At 63.9% G+C, this 17,237-nt stretch carries 17 protein-coding genes and 1 pseudogene; 6 read left to right on the top strand and 12 right to left on the bottom strand.

The features are described from left to right. Positions 1–81 precede the first annotated feature (81 nt). Both ubiG and Q0P59_RS18915 read left to right on the top strand, forming a co-directional pair. The gene (gene ubiG / locus Q0P59_RS18910) at positions 82–777 is read left to right on the top strand and encodes a bifunctional 2-polyprenyl-6-hydroxyphenol methylase/3-demethylubiquinol 3-O-methyltransferase UbiG (RefSeq protein WP_295009327.1); all 696 of its coding nucleotides are present in this window, start codon (positions 82–84) and stop codon (positions 775–777) included. Then, positions 770–1,438, top strand: a complete 669-nt coding sequence (locus Q0P59_RS18915) for an HAD-IA family hydrolase (protein ID WP_295009298.1) — start codon at positions 770–772, stop codon at positions 1,436–1,438. The genes ubiG and Q0P59_RS18915 overlap by 8 nt, the downstream gene beginning before the upstream one ends. 105 nt (positions 1,439–1,543) lie before the next feature. Here Q0P59_RS18915 and Q0P59_RS18920 read toward each other — a convergent pair whose 3' ends face one another. After that, positions 1,544–2,020 carry an Lrp/AsnC family transcriptional regulator gene (locus tag Q0P59_RS18920; protein ID WP_295009300.1) on the bottom strand — a complete coding sequence of 159 codons (477 nt, stop codon included), beginning with the start codon at positions 2,018–2,020 and terminating at the stop codon, positions 1,544–1,546. Between the two features lie 123 nt (positions 2,021–2,143). On the opposite strand from Q0P59_RS18920, the gene Q0P59_RS18925 reads away from it, so the two are divergent. After that, positions 2,144–2,998 carry an arginase family protein gene (locus Q0P59_RS18925; RefSeq protein ID WP_295009302.1) on the top strand — a complete coding sequence of 285 codons (855 nt, stop codon included), beginning with the start codon at positions 2,144–2,146 and terminating at the stop codon, positions 2,996–2,998. 41 nt (positions 2,999–3,039) lie between these two features. Here Q0P59_RS18925 and Q0P59_RS18930 read toward each other — a convergent pair whose 3' ends face one another. Together Q0P59_RS18930 and Q0P59_RS18935 are read right to left on the bottom strand one after the other, a co-directional pair. Then, a complete protein-coding gene (locus tag Q0P59_RS18930; protein ID WP_295009304.1) occupies positions 3,040–4,212 on the bottom strand; it encodes a methyltransferase in 1,173 nt (390 codons plus the stop codon). Next, entirely contained in the window at positions 4,209–6,353 is a 2,145-nt protein-coding gene (locus Q0P59_RS18935; RefSeq protein WP_295009306.1) for an ABC transporter substrate-binding protein, read from the bottom strand. The genes Q0P59_RS18930 and Q0P59_RS18935 overlap by 4 nt, the downstream gene beginning before the upstream one ends. 77 nt (positions 6,354–6,430) lie before the next feature. Between Q0P59_RS18935 and Q0P59_RS18940 the strand changes: the two genes are divergently transcribed. The 3 genes from Q0P59_RS18940 (at position 6,431) to Q0P59_RS18950 (ending at position 9,699) form a co-directional block, all read left to right on the top strand. Beyond that, a complete protein-coding gene (locus Q0P59_RS18940; protein WP_295009308.1) occupies positions 6,431–6,886 on the top strand; it encodes a peroxiredoxin in 456 nt (151 codons plus the stop codon). Between the two features lie 28 nt (positions 6,887–6,914). Continuing rightward, positions 6,915–8,336 (top strand): PhoH family protein, encoded by a 1,422-nt coding sequence (locus Q0P59_RS18945; RefSeq protein ID WP_295009310.1) that lies wholly within the window; start codon positions 6,915–6,917, stop codon positions 8,334–8,336. Between the two features lie 280 nt (positions 8,337–8,616). After that, positions 8,617–9,699 (top strand): transglutaminase-like domain-containing protein, encoded by a 1,083-nt coding sequence (locus Q0P59_RS18950; RefSeq protein ID WP_295009312.1) that lies wholly within the window; start codon positions 8,617–8,619, stop codon positions 9,697–9,699. 66 nt (positions 9,700–9,765) lie between these two features. On the opposite strand, the gene dnaB is transcribed toward Q0P59_RS18950, so the two are convergent. The 9 genes and pseudogenes from dnaB to Q0P59_RS18995 form a co-directional block, all read right to left on the bottom strand. After that, positions 9,766–11,175, bottom strand: a complete 1,410-nt coding sequence (dnaB, locus tag Q0P59_RS18955) for a replicative DNA helicase (protein WP_295009314.1) — start codon at positions 11,173–11,175, stop codon at positions 9,766–9,768. Positions 11,176–11,247: 72 nt separating this feature from the next. After that, positions 11,248–11,694 carry a 50S ribosomal protein L9 gene (gene rplI, locus Q0P59_RS18960; RefSeq protein ID WP_295009316.1) on the bottom strand — a complete coding sequence of 149 codons (447 nt, stop codon included), beginning with the start codon at positions 11,692–11,694 and terminating at the stop codon, positions 11,248–11,250. Between the two features lie 18 nt (positions 11,695–11,712). Continuing rightward, on the bottom strand, positions 11,713–11,988 hold the full coding sequence (gene rpsR / locus Q0P59_RS18965) for a 30S ribosomal protein S18 (protein WP_150430943.1): 276 nt from the start codon (positions 11,986–11,988) through the stop codon (positions 11,713–11,715). Then, entirely contained in the window at positions 11,960–12,292 is a 333-nt protein-coding gene (gene priB, locus Q0P59_RS18970) for a primosomal replication protein N (protein ID WP_366091131.1), read from the bottom strand. The genes rpsR and priB overlap by 29 nt, the downstream gene beginning before the upstream one ends. 19 nt (positions 12,293–12,311) lie before the next feature. Then, entirely contained in the window at positions 12,312–12,689 is a 378-nt protein-coding gene (gene rpsF, locus Q0P59_RS18975) for a 30S ribosomal protein S6 (protein ID WP_295009319.1), read from the bottom strand. 114 nt (positions 12,690–12,803) lie between these two features. Next, complete coding sequence (locus Q0P59_RS18980; RefSeq protein WP_295009321.1) at positions 12,804–14,585, bottom strand: acyl-CoA dehydrogenase; 1,782 nt, start codon at positions 14,583–14,585, stop codon at positions 12,804–12,806. 5 nt (positions 14,586–14,590) lie between these two features. After that, a complete protein-coding gene (locus tag Q0P59_RS18985) occupies positions 14,591–16,387 on the bottom strand; it encodes a hypothetical protein (protein WP_295009323.1) in 1,797 nt (598 codons plus the stop codon). Positions 16,388–16,425: 38 nt separating this feature from the next. Continuing rightward, positions 16,426–17,091: an energy-coupling factor ABC transporter permease gene (locus Q0P59_RS18990; protein ID WP_295009325.1), complete on the bottom strand. Its 666-nt coding sequence runs from the start codon at positions 17,089–17,091 to the stop codon at positions 16,426–16,428. Between the two features lie 36 nt (positions 17,092–17,127). Further along, a pseudogene (locus tag Q0P59_RS18995) lies at positions 17,128–17,237 on the bottom strand (electron transfer flavoprotein subunit alpha/FixB family protein); the annotation flags it as partial.

Here is a 17,237-nt window from a genome sequence, read left to right on the forward strand (position 1 = left end):
GCACCAAGTAAGCCGACCGCGCTTCACCGAAAAGCCCCGCGATGCGGGGCTTTTTCTTTTCATCACAAACCCTTGAACACCATGCTCAACGCCGACCAAGCCGAACTCGACAAATTTGGAGAACTCGCCCACCGCTGGTGGGACCCGAACAGCGAATTCAAGCCGCTGCACGATATCAACCCGCTGCGCCTCGACTGGATCGACAACGCGGTCGGCCTTGCCGGCAAGCGCATCCTCGACGTCGGCTGCGGCGGCGGCCTGCTCTCCGAAGGCATGGCGGCCCGCGGAGCCGATGTCACCGGCATCGATCTATCCGAAAAACCGCTCGGCGTCGCCAAGCTCCACCTGCTCGAAAGCGGCCAGAAAGTCGATTACCGCAAGATCGCCGTCGAACAACTGGCCGACGAAATGCCCGGCGCCTTCGATGCCGTGACCTGCCTGGAAATGCTCGAGCACGTCCCGAATCCGTCCAGCGTCATCACCGCCTGCGCGCGACTGGTCAAACCCGGCGGCCAGGTTTTCCTGTCCACGCTCAACCGCAACCCCAAGTCCTACCTGTTCGCGGTGATCGGCGCCGAATATGTGCTCAAGATGCTGCCCAAGGGCACGCACGACTACGCCAAGTTCATCAAGCCGTCCGAGCTCTCGCGCTGGGCCAAGCTGGCCAACCTCGAGCCCGCCGAACTGATCGGCATGAGCTACAACCCGCTGACCCAGCAATACAGCCTGGGCAGCGACACCAGCGTCAATTACCTGATGCGCGCCACGCGTGCTTGACGCCGTCCTCTTCGACCTCGACGGCACCCTGGCCGACACCGCCCCCGACCTGGGGTGGGCGGCCAACGCGCTGCGCGAGGCCGAAGGACGGGCGCCGTTGCCGCTCGCCACGCTGCGCCCCTGGACTTCGCAGGGGGTGCGCGGGCTGCTTCGCGTCGCCTTCGACATCGCGCCCGGCGAGGCGGGCTACGACGCCCTCGCCCAGCGCTTCCTGGCGCTCTACGCCGACCGCCTGTGCGTCGATACCGTACTCTTCGACGGCGTCGCCGAACTGCTCGACGACCTCGAGGCCCTCGGCCTCGCCTGGGGCATCGTCACCAACAAGCGCATGCGCTACACCGACCCGCTGGTCGCCCAACTCGGCCTGACTCCGCGTACCCGCTGCGTCGTCAGCGGCGACACCACCGCCGAAGCCAAGCCCTCGCCGCTCCCGGTACTGCACGCCTGCCAGCTCCTCGATTGCCGCCCGGAACGCACGCTCTACGTCGGCGACGACCGGCGGGACATCGTGGCCGGGAATGCCGCCGGTTGCCGGACTGTGGCGGCGGCTTACGGCTATCTCGGGGACAGCGGGCCGCCTCCCGACTGGAAAGCCGATTTGCTGATCGAGGCGCCAAGGGAACTGGCGGCCTATCTGAGCCGGACCTTGCGCTCCTCATAAGCCGGCAACCCGCCTGGTGCCATGACGGCTCCCGGCGATGCATGTCGCCGGCCAAGCCCCGCCAAGATGGCTGGCCAGAAAATTACGCGCGGTTGCCGGGTTTATTCACCCGAATTCCACCGGCAGGTTGCATACCGCCTTCACTTCACGCAACGACAGGCTGGACTGGATCGAAACCACGCCCGGTTGCTTGCGCACCACCCTGTCCATCAATCGACCGTAAGACTCCAGGTCTTCCGCGACGACGGTCAACACATAGTCGGCCTCGCCGGTGATTTCATGGCACGACAGGATTTGCGGATGAGCCTGAATCGACTGCTCAAAACGCTCCGGCTTGTCTCCCGACTGGTCACCCAAGCGCACCTGGACAAACGCGAACACGCCCCAGCCCAGTTTTTTCCGGCTCAAACTGGCCTGGTAGCCCGTGATGTATCCGAGGTCCTCAAGGCGCTTGCGACGTCGCCAGCACGCCGTCACGGTCAGGGAGAGGGCCTCGCCCAAAGCGGCGTTAGACAAGGTGGCGTCGCCCTGGAGGCGGTGCAGGATTTCGCGGTCGATCCGATCAAGAACATCCAATGACAATTTGTTCTCCAATCCGCTTTAATTTGAAAAATCCGTTCACTAACTCGCCATATCGTCGCCTAAATATCGAATTTTATCCATCAAAAACGGATGAAAATTGAGTTTTTTAGACGCAATGAAAACATGAAAATCGAACTCACCCTGTTTCAAGGACGCGTGGGCGACCACAACGACTTCGCCATTCCCGGCGCCCGTGCACTGGCCTCGGAGATCGGCCGCACGACAGGGCTCGTCCCGACGCGCATCGGGCAGCCTGCCCCGGCACTCAACACCAGCTGGGACGTGGAGCTGGAGGCAGCGCGACCAGATCTCGCCGACTTGCAGGATCGATACGAACGGATCTACGCCGCTGGCAACCGGGCCATTTCGGCCACCAGCCGGTGCGCCGCCTCGATCGCCACCCTGCCTTCTGTCGCCCGCCACCACCCCGACGCCTGCATCGTCTGGTTCGATGCCCATGCCGACCTGAACACGCCCGAATCGACCCAGTCGGGCTATCTGGGCGGCCTGGCGCTATCCGCCCCGATGGGACTATGGAATTCGGGATTTGGCGCGGGCCTGAAGCCAGGAAACCTGATTCTGGTGGGACAACGCGATCTCGATCCCTTCGAAGCGCAACTGATTCGCGAGAAAGCCATCTGCCATATCCCCCCGGGAGAAGGAATTGCCGACCGGCTGCATGCCGCCATCGGCGGGCGCCCGGTCTACGTGCATATCGACTGCGATGTGCTGAATCCCGGCATTGTCCCGACCGACTATGTGCACGCACACGGCCTATCCCTGGATCAGTTGCATGGCGCCTGCGCGGCGATTGCCCGCAACGACGTTATCGGCGTCGAGGTGGCGGAATTTCAGAGTTCGTCAAACGAAGGCAGCCCGCCAGTCTCCCCCGTGCACCTGGTCCAGGCGCTCATGCCGCTACTGCAGGGTATAACCGGAGCTGCCGATGGCCGTCCCGACACGGATAGCTGCCCCTGAGGCAGGCGACGGACAGGCGGAACATTCCCGGCACCCCCGAATCACGACCGCCAAGCCGACAGCAGCAGGTTGCGCGGTGTCAGGTGGCGGTCGCAGAAAGTGGCCAGGCGGTGCGCGTAGCCGCACGTTTCCAGGTATTGGGCCAGATCGAGCACGAGCCAGAGTTCGAGGGCGCGTCGAAAGGCGTGGCGCGGAATGGAGAGACGCAGCACCTCGCGCTGGCGCTGCCAGCCGGTCGCCTCGATGGATGCCAGGTGCCGCGCTTCGGGCGGCGGCAGCCCTTCGCGGGCTGCCATGCGGGCGAGGAAGTCGGCAAAGCTGCCGCGCAGCCAGGGGGCCGGAACCGGCTTGAAGGTCTTGTAGGGCGAGTCGCTGACCTGCGCCCGCCAGGCGGTGAAAGCCAGCTTCCAGGCGATGCCCTGGTCGCGCTGGCGCGTCAGGCGCGGCGTGGCGGTCACCGTTTCGGTAACGGCAAGACGCGTATCGTCGCGCGTCAGTTGCAGCGAGCCGCTGGCGACCAGCGGCTGGTAGTGCGTTTCCACACCGCGGTAGTAGCAGCAGGGGGCGACGTCGAAGCGGCTGACGCCTGCCCCGGCGCCGTGTTCGAGCAGCCGGCGGTGCAGGTTGCCGCAGGCGTGCAGGGCGACGGCATGCTGCCCCTGCCGGGGCCAGTCGGCGACGGCCAGCGCGTCGCGTTCGAGAAAACGGTGATTGAGACCGATACGCCGCGCCAGTTGCTCGCCCTCCCCGCACAGCGCGGCATCGATTTCCAGGGTATGCACCGGTTGTTGCCAGGCGAGGCCGAGCAGGCGGCCGAGGTGGCCCTTGCCGCCGCACCAGTCGATGACGCCCTCGCCGCCGGGCTGCACGGCGCCGGCAAAGGCTTCGATCTGCGAACGCTTGCGACCGGGAATCTCCCAGGCCCAGCGCTCGCCGGGAACGGGCGGCGGCACCCGAGCGGCAAGCGGGATATCGATCAGCGGCAGCAGGACATCGACATCGGGCAGATAAGCGGCCAGCCAGCGCAGGGCGGCCGGGGTGTCATCGTTGAGGTGGGCAACGTCGGCATCGTCCAGGGCCAGCAAGGCGGCAGTCAGCGCCGGCCATCGTTCGCACCAGGCCGGCCGGGCTTCGCGAAAGGGTTGCGGGTGCCAGAGGTCGCGATGAGCCAGCAGCTCGGCGTCGAGTTGCCGGCGGCGCTCGGCCGCCCTCACCGCAGCGCGGCGCCGTGTTCGCGGCGACGGTAGCCGAGCCAGGCCGGCAGCATGGCGGCAAGCAAGACGATGAAGCCGGCGGCAAGCGGCCACAGCACCGGCGCATTCCATGCCCGCCGGGCCTCGGCCCGGGCTGCCGCGTCAATGCGCTGGTACTTGAGCGTATTGTTGGCGACATCGTTGGGCTTGCGGTTGCCCAGCCAGCGATGGCTCAGCGTGTAGCTCTTGGGGTGCAGGCCAAAGACCCAGGGCGCATCGTGGTGCAGGATGGCATTCATGCGGCGGACGATCTGCAGGCGCTCCGGCGTGTTGTCCATGTTCTTCATGCGCCCGAAAAGCGCGTCGAATTCCGGGTTGACGTAGTTGGCGGCATTCTCGCCGCCGTGCGGCACCTTGGCTTCGTGGCCGTCGAGCAGGAAGAAGAAGTTTTCCGGATCGGGGTAATCGGCATTCCAGCCAAAGTAGAAGAGCTGGACGTTGCCCTTGCGCACCTTGTCCTGGAAGCGGTTGAAGTCGGTGGAGCGCACGACCAGCTGCACGTCGATCTTGGCCAGCTGCCGGGTCAGCCAGTCGAGGCGCGACTTTTCGCCCGTCCCGCCGCCCGTGGTATCGAGATTGACGACCAGCGGCTCGCCGCTCTTGCTGTCGCGGCCGTTCGGGTAGCCCGCCTCGGCCATCAGCTTTTTGGCGACCTCGACCGATTTGCGTTTCGGCTTGCCATCGACCCAGTCGTACACCGTGCCGTTCACCCCGGCCTCGCCCGCCTCGTAGCCGAAGATGCCCGGCGGCAGCGGGCTTTGCGCCGCGATGCCGCGGCCGTTCTGGAAGATGGAAATGAACTCCTCCTGGTCGATGGCGATCGAGATCGCCTGGCGCAGCTTGGTGGCGCGCTCGCCGAGGCCGCCGACGAGAGCATCCTGGAGGTTGAAGCCCATGTAGAAGGTCGAGGCCTTGACCGAGGTCAGCAGACGTATGCCCTTCTCCTGCATCTCGTCGGTCAGCGCCACATCGCCGCCGACATTGACGCGCACCGCCTGGTCGAAGCTGTCGGAGGAAATCCCCGAGGCGTCGTAATAGCCCTGCAGGAACTTGTTCCAGTAGGGAATCGCCTCTTTCTCGCGGGTGAAGACGGCCTCGTCGAGCAGCGGCAGCGGCCGACCGCAATCGGCCAGCAGACCGGCCTCCCGGTCGCCCGGCTCGCCCTCGCAGGGATAGGCCTCGCCGTGGAAGTTGGGGTTGCGCGCCAGCACCATGCGGCGGTTCGGATCGTTCTCGGCGAGCATGAACGGCCCGGTGCCGACCGGCCACCAGTCGAGCGTCAGGTTCTTCCCGAGCATGCCAGGCTGGGAAAAAAAGCGATCCACCTCGCGCGGCACCGGCGCGAAGAAGGGCATGGCCAGCCAGTAGGCGAACTGCGGATACTTGCCCTTGATGCGAATGCGCCAGGTATGGGCATCGACCTTCTCGACGCCGCTCAGCGCGAAGGCGTCGAGATCGAGCCAGCCGTCCTTGGGCAGATCCTTGGCCGCCTTGCCGAGCGCATCGCCGAATTCCTTCAGGCCGACGATCTTGTCGGCCATCGTGCCGAAGATGGGCGAATGCAGCCGGGGGTGGGCCAGGCGCTTGATCTGGTAGATGTAGTCGTCGGCGGTCAGCTCGCGCGTCCCTCGCTTCGGAAAATCGCCGATGGTCTGCCGCCCCTCCGCCACACCCGCGCCGAGGTACTCCGGCTGCCCCTGGGCATCCACGGCAAACGCCGGATGCGGCTGGAAGCGGATGCCGGGCTTCAGCTTCAGTTCGTACACGCTCTCGGCGATCCGCTCGGCCGGCGCGTCGGGCGACAGGAGGTGGCCGGCAGCGTCGATATAGCGGGGCATCGGAACCTGCTCGACCGTTGCCGGGATCAGCTGGTAGGGACGTTTCAGGTAATGGTATTGCAGCGGCGGCTCGTAGATCTGCGCGGTGAAGGTCGCCTCGTCTTCCGCATAGGACCTGGCGGGGTCGAGGTGCTTGGGGCGCTCGGTGAACACCGTATAAAGCACGTTCCTCCCGGCCTCGCTGGCTGGATAGGGATCGTTCCACGACTGCCCGCAAGCGGAGAGCAGCGTGGCGACGACAAGGCTGGCGCATATTTTTCGCATGACCGGCAGTTTAACAACTTGACCGCCCGCCTGCCCATTGCCCACAATGCCTCAAACAAACAACAGAGAGGCAGTTCATGCTCGACCAGAAAATCCCCGACTTTTCGCTACCCGCCACCACCGGCACCGTCTTCAACCTGGCCGCCCAGGCCGGCAAAACGGTCGTCATCTACTTCTACCCCAAGGACAGCACGCCGGGCTGCACCACGCAGGGCCAGAACTTCCGCGACCTGCACGCCCAGTTTGTCGCCGCCAATGCCGTCGTCCTGGGCATTTCCCGCGACAGCCTTAAATCGCACGAAAACTTCAAGGCCAAGCAAGGCTTTCCGTTCGAACTGGGTTCCGACGCCGACGAAGCCGTCTGCACCCTGTTCGGCGTCATGAAGCAGAAGATGATGTACGGCAAGCAATGCCGCGGCATCGAGCGCAGCACCTTCGTCATCGACGGCCAGGGCGTGCTGCGGCGCGAATGGCGCGGCGTCAAGGTGCCCGGCCATGTCGATGAAGTCCTCGCCTGCGTGAAAACCCTCTGATTTCCAACCCCTGACCAAAGGCCCCCTCATGCCGCGCAAACCCGCTGCCGCAAAGAAGCCCGCCGTTACCAAGATCTTCGTCCTCGACACCAACGTGCTGATGCACGACCCGAGCTGCCTGTACCGCTTCGAGGAGCACGACGTCTTCCTGCCCATCATGACGCTGGAAGAGCTCGACAACCACAAGAAGGGGATGTCGGAAATCGCCCGCAACGCCCGCCAGGCCTCGCGCACGCTGGACGAGATGCTGGCCCACGACGATGTCGATATCGACGAGGGCATCGATCTCTACGGCCCGTCGAGCAAGCTGGCCAGCGGCCGCCTCTACCTGCAGACCGAGGCGATCAGCGGCGAACTGCCGCAGGGCCTGCCGACCTCCAAGGTCGACAACCAAATCCTGTCGGTGGTCATCCACCTGCAGAAGAAATTCCCCAAGCGTCCGGTCATCCTGGTGTCGAAAGACATCAACATGCGCATCAAGTCGCGCGCCCTCAACCTGCTGGCCGAGGACTACTTCAACGACAAGGTGCTGGAAGACACCGACATTCTCTATTCCGGCACCCGCCTGCTGCCCCCCAATTTCTGGGACAAGCACGGCAAGGGCATGGAATCCTGGAAGAAGGACAGCAAGACCTACTACAAGGTCACCGGTCCGCTCTGCCCGCAATTCCTGATCAACGAATTCGTCTGGCTCGAAAGCGACGGTTTCGCCGCCATCGTCAAGGAAACCGCCGGCAAGACCGCCGTGCTGGAGACGCTGGTCGACTACACCCACCCGAAGAACGCCGTGTGGGGCATCACCGCGCGCAATCGCGAACAGAATTTCGCGATGAACCTGCTGATGAACCCGGACATCGACTTCGTCACCCTGCTCGGCCAGGCCGGCACCGGCAAGACCTTGCTGACGCTGGCCGCCGGCCTGACGCAGACCCTCGAAAGCAAGCATTTCGCCGAAATCATCATGACCCGCGTCACCGTCCCGGTCGGCGAGGACATCGGCTTCCTGCCCGGCAGCGAGGAAGAGAAGATGGCGCCGTGGATGGGCGCCCTGGAAGACAACCTCGAAGTCCTCACCCACTCCGAGGATAGCGGCCCCTACGGCGGCGACTGGGGCAAGGCGGCGACCAACGACATCATTCGCTCCAAGATCAAGGTCAAGTCGCTCAACTTCATGCGCGGCCGCACCTTCCTGAAGAAGTACCTGATCATCGACGAAGCGCAGAACCTGACGCCGAAGCAGATGAAAACCCTGGTCACCCGCGCCGGCCCCGGCACCAAGGTGATCTGCCTGGGCAACATCGCGCAGATCGACACGCCTTACCTGACCGAGGGCAGTTCCGGCCTGACCTACGTCGTCGATCGCTTCAAGGGCTGGGCACACTCCGGTCACATCACGTTACAACGCGGCGAGCGTTCGCGTCTGGCTGACCACGCGGCCGAAGTGCTATAATCGCCGCACACAAATAAAGGGGCCGTGTCAGTGACACGGCCCTTTCGTTTCAGCCACGGATAGTTTCCGCCGGAGGAGTCTTTTGAAACGTCGCGATTTTCTGGCATCTGCCGCCGCATTTTCCCTGTTTGCGTCCGAAGCCTGGGCAGCAAAGAAACAAGCCAAACCGGCAGCCGGCGCCAAACCTGCCGGCACAGCCAAAGCCAAAACCGGATCTTCCAAGCCTGGCTCGCGCTCGGCCAAACCCGCTTCCGGCCGCAATGCGCACGGCAGGCAGGCCATGTCCTACAAGCCGCAGCAACCGGTGGTGCACACCGCCGACGACCCGGTCATCGAACGCCCGCCGCAAGGCACTTCGGCCTCGCGACTGCCGCCGGTCAAGGCGCCCGAGCCGCCGAACGAATGGCGGACCTATGAAATCACCACCACGGTCAACCTTAAAGGCAAAAGCGGCCCGACCCGTTTCTGGCTTCCCCTGCCGCTGAACCAGGACACCCTCTATCAGCGCACCCTCGGCCACTCGTGGACCGGCAATCCGGCCAATGCCGGCATGCGCCGCCTGCCGGACGGCGACCTCGAGGTTTTCCTTTGCGACTGGCCCGACGGCGGCGATGCGAAATTGCAGCTGACGACGCTGGTGACCACGGCTGACCGCCATTTCGATGTCACCAAGCGCACCGTGGCGCCGGAACGCGAAGACATCCTGCGCCGCAACCTGCAGGCATCCCAGCTGATCCCCAACGACGGCCTCGCCTTCCAGCTCGGCGAACGCATCATCGGCCGCATCAAGGACCCGGTCGCCCAGGCCAAGGCCATTTACGACTGGGTCGTCGACAACACGACCTACGACCCCAGCCTGCCCGGCTGCGGCACGGGCGACGTGCGCAAGCAGCTGATCAGCGGCCAGTACGGCGGCCGTTCGGCCGACATCAACGGGCTGTTCGTCAGCATCTGTCGCGCCGTCGGCATTCCGGCCCGCTGCGTCTACGGCCTGCGCACCGGCTCCTCGCGCCTCTTCCGCAGCCTCGGCATCTCCGGCGACGACGCCACCCGCGGCCAGCACGTCAGGGCGGAGTTCTACATTCCCGGCTACGGCTGGGTGCCGGTGGACCCCAGCGATGTACGCCGCGTCATCGCCATGGACATCATGTCCGACCGCGACAGCAAGCTGATCTCCTTGCGCAAGATACTGTTCGGGGTCTGGGAAATGAACTGGATCGCCTTCAACCTGGGCACCGACATCACCCTGCCCGGCCGCAACGCTGCACAACCCTTCCTGCTCCACCCGCAAATGGAAATATCCGGCCGCAACGTCGATGACGGCGCGCTATACAGCATCAGGACCCGCCAGGTCGTTCTTTAGTTGCCTGGATATCAGGATCGAGCAAGGACGGCAGCGCCGCTGACTCGATCCTGATCGCTAAAGCAGTTAGTTCGGCGAATCGACGAAGCCGCCGCTGGCGAGGTTCTCGAAGCGCGTGTATTCGCCGAGGAAGGCCAGGCGCACGGTTCCCGTCGGGCCGTTACGCTGCTTGCCGATGATCACCTCGGCCAGGCCCTTGTTGTCCTGGCTGTCCTTGTTGTAATACTCGTCGCGGTACATCATCAGGATCACGTCGGCATCCTGCTCGATGGCGCCCGATTCGCGCAAGTCGGACATCATCGGGCGCTTGTCGGTACGCTCCTCGACCTTACGCGACAGCTGCGACAGCGCCACGATGGGCACCTGCAACTCCTTGGCCAGCGACTTGATCGAACGGGAGATTTCCGACACTTCGGTCGCCCGGTTCTCGCCCTGCTTGTTGCCGCTCATCAGCTGGATGTAGTCGATGACCAGCAGGCCGAGCTTGCCGCCATACTGGCGGGCCAGGCGGCGGGCCCGGGCGCGCAGGTTGGCCGGGCTCAGGCCGCCGGTCTCGTCGATGTAGATCGGCGCCTCGTGCAGCTTGCCGAGCGCGAACGACAGCTTGGACCACTCGTCGTCGCTCATCCGGCCGGTCCGCAGGCTCTGCGAATTCAGGCGGCCGATCGATGCCAGCATACGCGTCGCCAACTGGGCGCCGCCCATTTCCATCGAGAACACGCCGACCGGCAGGCCCGAATCGACGGCGACGTTCTCCGCGATGTTCAGCGCAAACGCCGTCTTGCCCATGGAAGGACGGCCGGCGACGATGATCAGGTCGCCGGGCTGAAAACCGGAGGTCTTCTGGTCGAGGTCGAGGAAGCCTGTGGGGACGCCGGTGATATCCGACGGATTGTCGCGGTCGTGCAGTTCCTGGATGCGCTCGACGACCTGCGTCAGCAAGGGGTTGATGTGCACGAAACCTTCATTGTGACCGGCACCGGCCTCGGCGATCTTGAAGATCTTCGACTCGGCTTCGTCGAGCAGGGTTTCGGCATCGCGCCCGAGCGGATTCAGCGCATCGGCGGCGATCTCGTCGGCCGTCGCCACCAGCTGGCGCAACACGGCGCGCTCGCGGACGATCTCGGCGTAGCGCTTGATGTTCGCCGCCGACGGCGTGTTGGCAGCCAACTCGCCGAGATAGGCGAGGCCGCCGGTCTGGTCGCCCTCGCCGGCGCCATCCAGCGCCTCGGCAACGGTCACCACGTCGGCCGGCTTGGCCCGCTCGAGCAGGCTGCGAATCTGCCGGAAGATGCGCCGGTGCTCGTCGCGGTAGAAATCGGTATCGGTGACCAGGTCGCCCATCCGGTCCCATGCCTGGTTGTCGAGCAACAGGCCGCCGAGCACCGACTGTTCGGCTTCGATGGAGTGCGGCGGAACGCGCAGGGAATCCAGGGTGGCGTCGGTGACTTTGGGCTTGGGCGGGCGCTGGTTCATAAGGGACAGTTTAAATTAAAAAGGCCCCGCATCTCTGCGGAGCCTTCTTTTGCAACAACGTGGCTGCGAATATTACTCGGCAGCGACGGTCACGGTGATGTTGGCCAGCACGTCGGTGTGCAGGGCGACATCGAGCGGGAACTCGCCGATCGCCTTGAGCGGGCCTTCCGGCATGCGGACGGCCGACTTGTCGACGTCGAAACCGGCAGCCTTGAGGGCTTCGGCGATGTCGGCGTTGCCGACGGAACCGAACAGGCGGCCATCCATGCCGGCCTTGCGGGCGACGGTGATGGCGGTGCCGTTTATCTTGTCGGCGACGGCCTGGGCGGCAGCCAGCTTCTCGGCGGCAGCCTTTTCCAGCTCGGCGCGGCGCGCTTCGAACTCGGCCATGGCGGCCGGCGTGGCGCGCTTGGCCATGCGTTGCGGAATCAGGAAATTACGGGCGTAGCCGTCCTTGACCTTGACGACGTCGCCGAGGTTACCCAGGTTAACAACCTTTTCGAGCAGAATGATTTGCATGTTTCGTCTCCCCGAGAATTATTGATGGTTGTCGGTGTACGGCAGCAGGGCCAGGAAGCGGGCGCGCTTGATGGCGGTACCCAGCTGGCGCTGATAGCCGGCCTTGGTGCCGGTCAGACGAGCCGGCATGATCTTGGCGTTTTCCTGGATGTATTCCTTCAGGACTTCAACATCCTTGTAGTCGATCTGTTCGACCTTTTCAGCCGTGAAGCGGCAGAACTTGCGACGCTTGAACAGGCCGCCACCGCGCTTCTTTTTCTTGTCGTCATCCTTCTTCTTGAAGAATCGAGCCATTTTCGTTTCCTTCCAAATATTCGAGTGTATTCACATGCAGTACGGGAGCCCTGCTTTTCAGACTCCTGGCGGCGAGAAATCCTGTCACCTTGAGCTGCCCTCCTAACGGGGCGGCTTGCAGCCAGCGGGCGTTTTCACCCAGGGCCACGACAGCGATTTCGACTTCGACCAGGCGCTGCACACCGTTTTCGATCAGCGAGGAGTTGTGTTGCAAACGCCCTTCACTGACCGGAATCCCGGCTGGCGTGTAGCGCAAGGCTTTGCGCTCGGCCAGTTGCCCGGAGATGATGATGCAGTTCAGCAGTCAGCCCGTACCAATATGTTTAGGCAGCGGCAACCGGTTCCGCCGGGGCAGCTTCGCCGCCGAGCAGGGACTTGGACTTCTCTTCCTTCATCATCGGGGACGGAGCAGTCACGGCAGCCTTCATCTTGACGGTCAGATGACGCAGAACGGCATCGTTGAACTTGAACGAATGCTCGAGTTCGTTCAGCGTCTCGCCGTCGCACTCGATGTTCATCAGAACGTAGTGGGCCTTGTGGATCTTCTGGATCGGGTAAGCCAGCTGACGGCGGCCCCAGTCTTCCAGACGATGAATCGAGCCGCCCTTGGCGGTCACGATGGAACGGTAGCGCTCGACCATGCCGGGCACTTGTTCGCTTTGGTCCGGATGGACGATAAAGCAGATTTCGTAATGTCGCATGCAAACTCCTTTTGGGATGAACCCTCCGCCATGCGTTTGCGGTAGGGCAAGGTTGAAAAGCCCGCGATTATAACAACATTCGCGGGCTTTTGAATGAACGACGACGGTTTATTTTCAGAAACTGTCGTCGGCGATCTCCAGCGCACCGGCCGCGCCGGCGACCACGGATTCGGCCAGGCCGGCCGCCTGGGTCAGGAAATGATCGGCGAAGAAGCGCGTCGTTGCCAGCTTGGCCGCCCAGAACGGATCGCCGTCGCCGGCCGCGAGCTTGCTCCGGGCGATCACCGCGGCCCGTCCCATCTGCCAGCCGCCGGCCACGATGCCGAGCAGGAACAGGAAGGGCACGGCGCCGGCATGAACCGCCTTGGGGTCGCCCTTGAAATGGGCGACGATCCAGTCGACGGCCTTGTCCACGGCGTCGATGCCGGCCTGCTGGCGGGCGCCGATAGCGGCCAGGTCGCCATCCAGCTGCGCCGCGTCGGCACGCATGTCGGCAATCACCGCCTTGATGGTGGCCCCCTGCTCGCGGGCGATCTTGCGGCCGATCAGGTCGTTCGCCTGGATCGCCGTCGTCCCTTCGTAGATGGCCGTGATGCGGGCATCGCGCAGATGCTGGGCGGCGCCGGTCTCCTCGATGAAACCCATGCCGCCGTGAACCTGGACACCGAGGGAGGCGATGTCGATGGCGCTTTCGGTACTCCAGCCCTTGACCACCGGGATCATCAGGTCGGCGAAGGCCTGCCCCTTCTGGCGCGCCGCATCATCTTGATTGCAGTGGGCGTGGTCCTGCGCGGCGGCAGTCACGTAGGCCAGGGCGCGCATGGCCTCGATGCGCGAACGCATGGCCATCAGCATGCGACGAACGTCCGGATGCTTGATGATCGGTACCTTCGGACCGCCCTTGACGCCGAGTTCGGTGCCCTGGACGCGTTCCTTCGCATAGACCACGGCCCGCTGGTAGGCGCGCTCGGCATCGCCGAGGCCTTCCAGGCCGACGTTGAAGCGGGCGGCATTCATCATGATGAACATGTATTCCAGGCCGCGATTCTCTTCGCCGACCAGCGTACCGATGGCACCGCCGTTGTCGCCGAAGGCGAGGACCGCCGTCGGGCTGCCGTGAATGCCGAGCTTGTGTTCGATCGACACGCAATAGACGTCGTTGCGCTCGCCCGGCGTGCCGTCGGCCTTGAGCATGAACTTGGGGACGACGAACAGCGAGATGCCCTTGACGCCTTCCGGCGCGTTCGGCGTCCGGGCCAGCACGAGATGGACGATATTGTCCGTCATGTCGTGCTCGCCCCAGGTGATGAAGATCTTCTGGCCGAAAATCCGGAAGCTGCCGTCACCGACCGGCTCGGCGCGGGAACGCACGGCGGCGAGGTCGGAGCCGGCATTCGGCTCGGTCAGGTTCATGGTCCCGGTCCACTCGCCGGAAATCAGGTTCGGCAGGTAGGCCGCCTTCTGTTCGTCGGAGCCGGCAATGGTCAGCGCCTCGATGGCGCCCTGGGTCAGCATCGGGCACAGCGAGAAGGCGTGGTTGGAAGCCTTCCACATTTCGCTGACGGCGGCCGAAACAAGCTTGGGCAGCCCCTGGCCGCCGAACTCCGGCTCGCAGCCCAGGCCGTTCCAGCCGTTATCGACGAACTGGCGATAGGCTTCCTTGAAGCCCGGCGACGAGGTGACGACGGTGTCCTTCCATTTGGCGCCCTGGGTATCGCCGATGCGGTTGAGCGGCGACAGCACCTCGCCGGCGAACCTTGCCGCCTCGTCGAGAATGGCATCGACCACGTCCGGCGCAGCCTCTTCGCAGCCAGGCAGGGCAACCACCTGCTCCAGACCGGCCAATTCCTGCATGGCGAAACGGATATCCTTCAGCGGGGCAACATATTCACTCATCGGCCTTACTCCATTCGGTTAGCGGTTTCTTTCAGTTCAATCAGGAACAGGATGTCTTCAACCACCGACAGGGCAAATCCCTGTCGCTGACCACCGCGATTGTCTCGCAGCAATTGATACAAGTAACCGACGACATCGCTCTCGCCCCACATGGTGGCGATGGTGTTCATCAACCGGGGCATTTCCTCCAGCGACGACGGGTGCGAGGACTCCGCCAGCGCCAGGTCGACTTTCTCCGCGCCGACCGAAGTCTCTGCCCCCTGCCCGTCCCAGCTCTGGATCTCGACGTTGAAATGCCGGTTCAGATCGCGGGCGACGGTCTCGAATTCGGCGCGCATCCCGGCCATGCGATAGACGTCCATCAGACGAATCCAGGGCCGCAGCGCCTCTTCCGGGTTGTGGTCGATGAACTCCTGGAGCGCCTGGGCAGCCCCCTTCACCCGACCGAAGGACAACATGATGTCGGCCAGCTCCATGACCGGATTGGCTTCGAAATGCTCATCCAGCGTCGTCGCGCTGATCGAAAGCACCGAATCCGGACCTCGCGAAGGAAGCTTCTCGACAGGGCTCTCGGCAGGCGAAACCTCCTCCGTTGCCTTGTGGCCGAAATCGAGGTCCAGATCGAGGTCGACATGGGCTGGCGTACCGTGGACCGCAGGCTCGACATGGAGATCGACATCGCCGACCGGTTCATCATGCTCGTCGATCCGTTGGGGATCAACACGCACCTCGGGCACGGCAAGCGGCGCCTTGTCGCCGATAGGGCTGTCATCCCGGGGTTCGCGAGCCTCCCGATACTTGCGCCAGCCGAACCAGCCGGACAAACCGAGGAAGACCCCCAACGCCAGGCCATACAGCGTCCACGAGGAATCGGAAGCAGGCTCCGCAACAGTCGGGGCGGGAGCCGGTTTTGGCCGCACTTGGGGAGCGGGGAGCGAATCCGGCTTCGCCTCCGCCGGGGCAGCCGGCACAGGCCGGGATGCGGGCACGGCATCCGTCTCCACGCGCTGCGCGAACTGTGCGGCCCGGGCCTGCAAGTCGCCGAGCGTGCCTTCCATGTTGCGCAGTTTTTCGGCAGTCGCCATTTGCGATACCGCCTGGTCATGCAACGCCATCAGCATCCGAAACTCAAGCCTCAGGATGTCCCGCTGCGCCTCCTTGGCCACTGCCGGGCCAAGCAGTTCGGTGGCCAGTCGCAATGACGGCTCGCCGATAGCACCGTCCTCGCCCGACAAGACCAGACGATCCGGCATCGCCGCCCCAGCCGTGCGCCGGTCTGTTCTACGCGTGAGCAGCTTGGCCGGTCTTTCCTCGGCAGGCGCAGGCGGACGAACCCTCGGGGCGCGCCGCTCGGCCGGAACAAAACCAGGATTTTCCGGCGCGCTCACCGCCTTCACCGGCGCGACAAGCGACGCAGCCTCCCGCGCCGTCGAGGGAGAAGCCATCAGGATGTAGTCGCGCGAGATTTCATGGCCGCAGCCGAGCTGCAAGGTCAATTGCATCAGCGGTTCGCGGAGAGGCAGCTCGCTACGAATCTCCAATACCGGGGAAGCGCCCCCGCGCACGGCCATGGCCGCCTTGCCCAGCCAGGGAAGCCCGTCGCTCGACATGGGCTGGACCAAGCGAAAACAGGCGGCATCCAGCTTCTGTTTCTCGGCCCCCAAGAGCACCACTTCGAGCCGAATCGATTCGCCGAGAACCGGCTGCCCCCGCATATCGCCCAATCCGACGGCAAATACGCGCCCTGAAAGAATCAGTGCCAACAATGAAACCGCAACCCGGCCAGCAACGTGATCCAACAAGGAAACCCCTAATGACAAAAGTGTGGAAATTGTAGCGCTTATTTCCCCACCAGATAACGGGTATCGTCAAACGTAAGCACCCAATTCGGGCGGTAAACCACGAACAGCGTCATCACCGTTCCCGACAGCCATGCTTCCGAAAAGCCGAGCAACAGGAAATAGAGAAAATATTCCTCGATCAGGTAATCCCAGGCGTACGCCCCGGCCAACGCCAGCAAGGCGCTTATCCCGAAGCCGACGCCTACGATGGTCAGGGCGCTCCCGAGGAAAGCATTGACGAAGATGTACACAAAAAAATGCCGGGGAAATATCCAGGAAAAGAGCCGAAACAAGCCCTGGCTGAAAAGAACGCCAAGGCCGCCCAGCAAAAGCGCATTTATCGCATAAGCGAATGCCCCCGCCCCCTCGTTGAGCGCCACGCCCAGCATCACGAGGGACAAGCCGACAAAGGCCAGCGCCGGCCCGAAACTCAGCGTAAAAACGGTGGCGCCCAGCAAATGAAGAACCAGCCCCGGCTTGACGCCGGCTTTCAAGCTCCAGATCAGCGTCAGCAGGACAACCATGCCCAGCCAGACGTTCAATCGCTCCGGGTCGCGGAGCCGCCCCCACGGCGCCGTAAAAGCACAAAGGGCGAAGAGCGGCACCCAGACGGCCCAAGCCGCCCAGTACCACGCTTCGCCCAACAAGGTATCGGTCAGATTCACATGGCTATTCTAGTGCCAGCGACCGACCTTGTGACATCAGCCGACCGAACCTTCCAGCTGCGGCACCACCTCGAACAAATCCCCGACCAAGCCGTAATCCGCGATCTGGAAGATCGGCGCATCGGGGTCCTTGTTGATGGCGACGA

Source organism: uncultured Dechloromonas sp. (genome assembly GCF_945957265.1).
Lineage (GTDB): Bacteria > Pseudomonadota > Gammaproteobacteria > Burkholderiales > Rhodocyclaceae > Azonexus.

Coding starts and splice junctions, on each gene's coding strand:
- Q0P59_RS18925 (WP_295009302.1), top strand. CDS start 2,144: ATGAAAATCGAACTCACCCTGTTTCAAGGACGCGTGGGCGACCACAAC.
- dnaB (WP_295009314.1), bottom strand. CDS start 11,175: ATGAACCAGCGCCCGCCCAAGCCCAAAGTCACCGACGCCACCCTGGAT.
- rplI (WP_295009316.1), bottom strand. CDS start 11,694: ATGCAAATCATTCTGCTCGAAAAGGTTGTTAACCTGGGTAACCTCGGC.
- Q0P59_RS18940 (WP_295009308.1), top strand. CDS start 6,431: ATGCTCGACCAGAAAATCCCCGACTTTTCGCTACCCGCCACCACCGGC.
- ubiG (WP_295009327.1), top strand. CDS start 82: ATGCTCAACGCCGACCAAGCCGAACTCGACAAATTTGGAGAACTCGCC.
- Q0P59_RS18980 (WP_295009321.1), bottom strand. CDS start 14,585: ATGAGTGAATATGTTGCCCCGCTGAAGGATATCCGTTTCGCCATGCAG.
- rpsR (WP_150430943.1), bottom strand. CDS start 11,988: ATGGCTCGATTCTTCAAGAAGAAGGATGACGACAAGAAAAAGAAGCGC.
- Q0P59_RS18950 (WP_295009312.1), top strand. CDS start 8,617: ATGTCCTACAAGCCGCAGCAACCGGTGGTGCACACCGCCGACGACCCG.
- Q0P59_RS18945 (WP_295009310.1), top strand. CDS start 6,915: ATGCCGCGCAAACCCGCTGCCGCAAAGAAGCCCGCCGTTACCAAGATC.
- rpsF (WP_295009319.1), bottom strand. CDS start 12,689: ATGCGACATTACGAAATCTGCTTTATCGTCCATCCGGACCAAAGCGAA.
- Q0P59_RS18935 (WP_295009306.1), bottom strand. CDS start 6,353: ATGCGAAAAATATGCGCCAGCCTTGTCGTCGCCACGCTGCTCTCCGCT.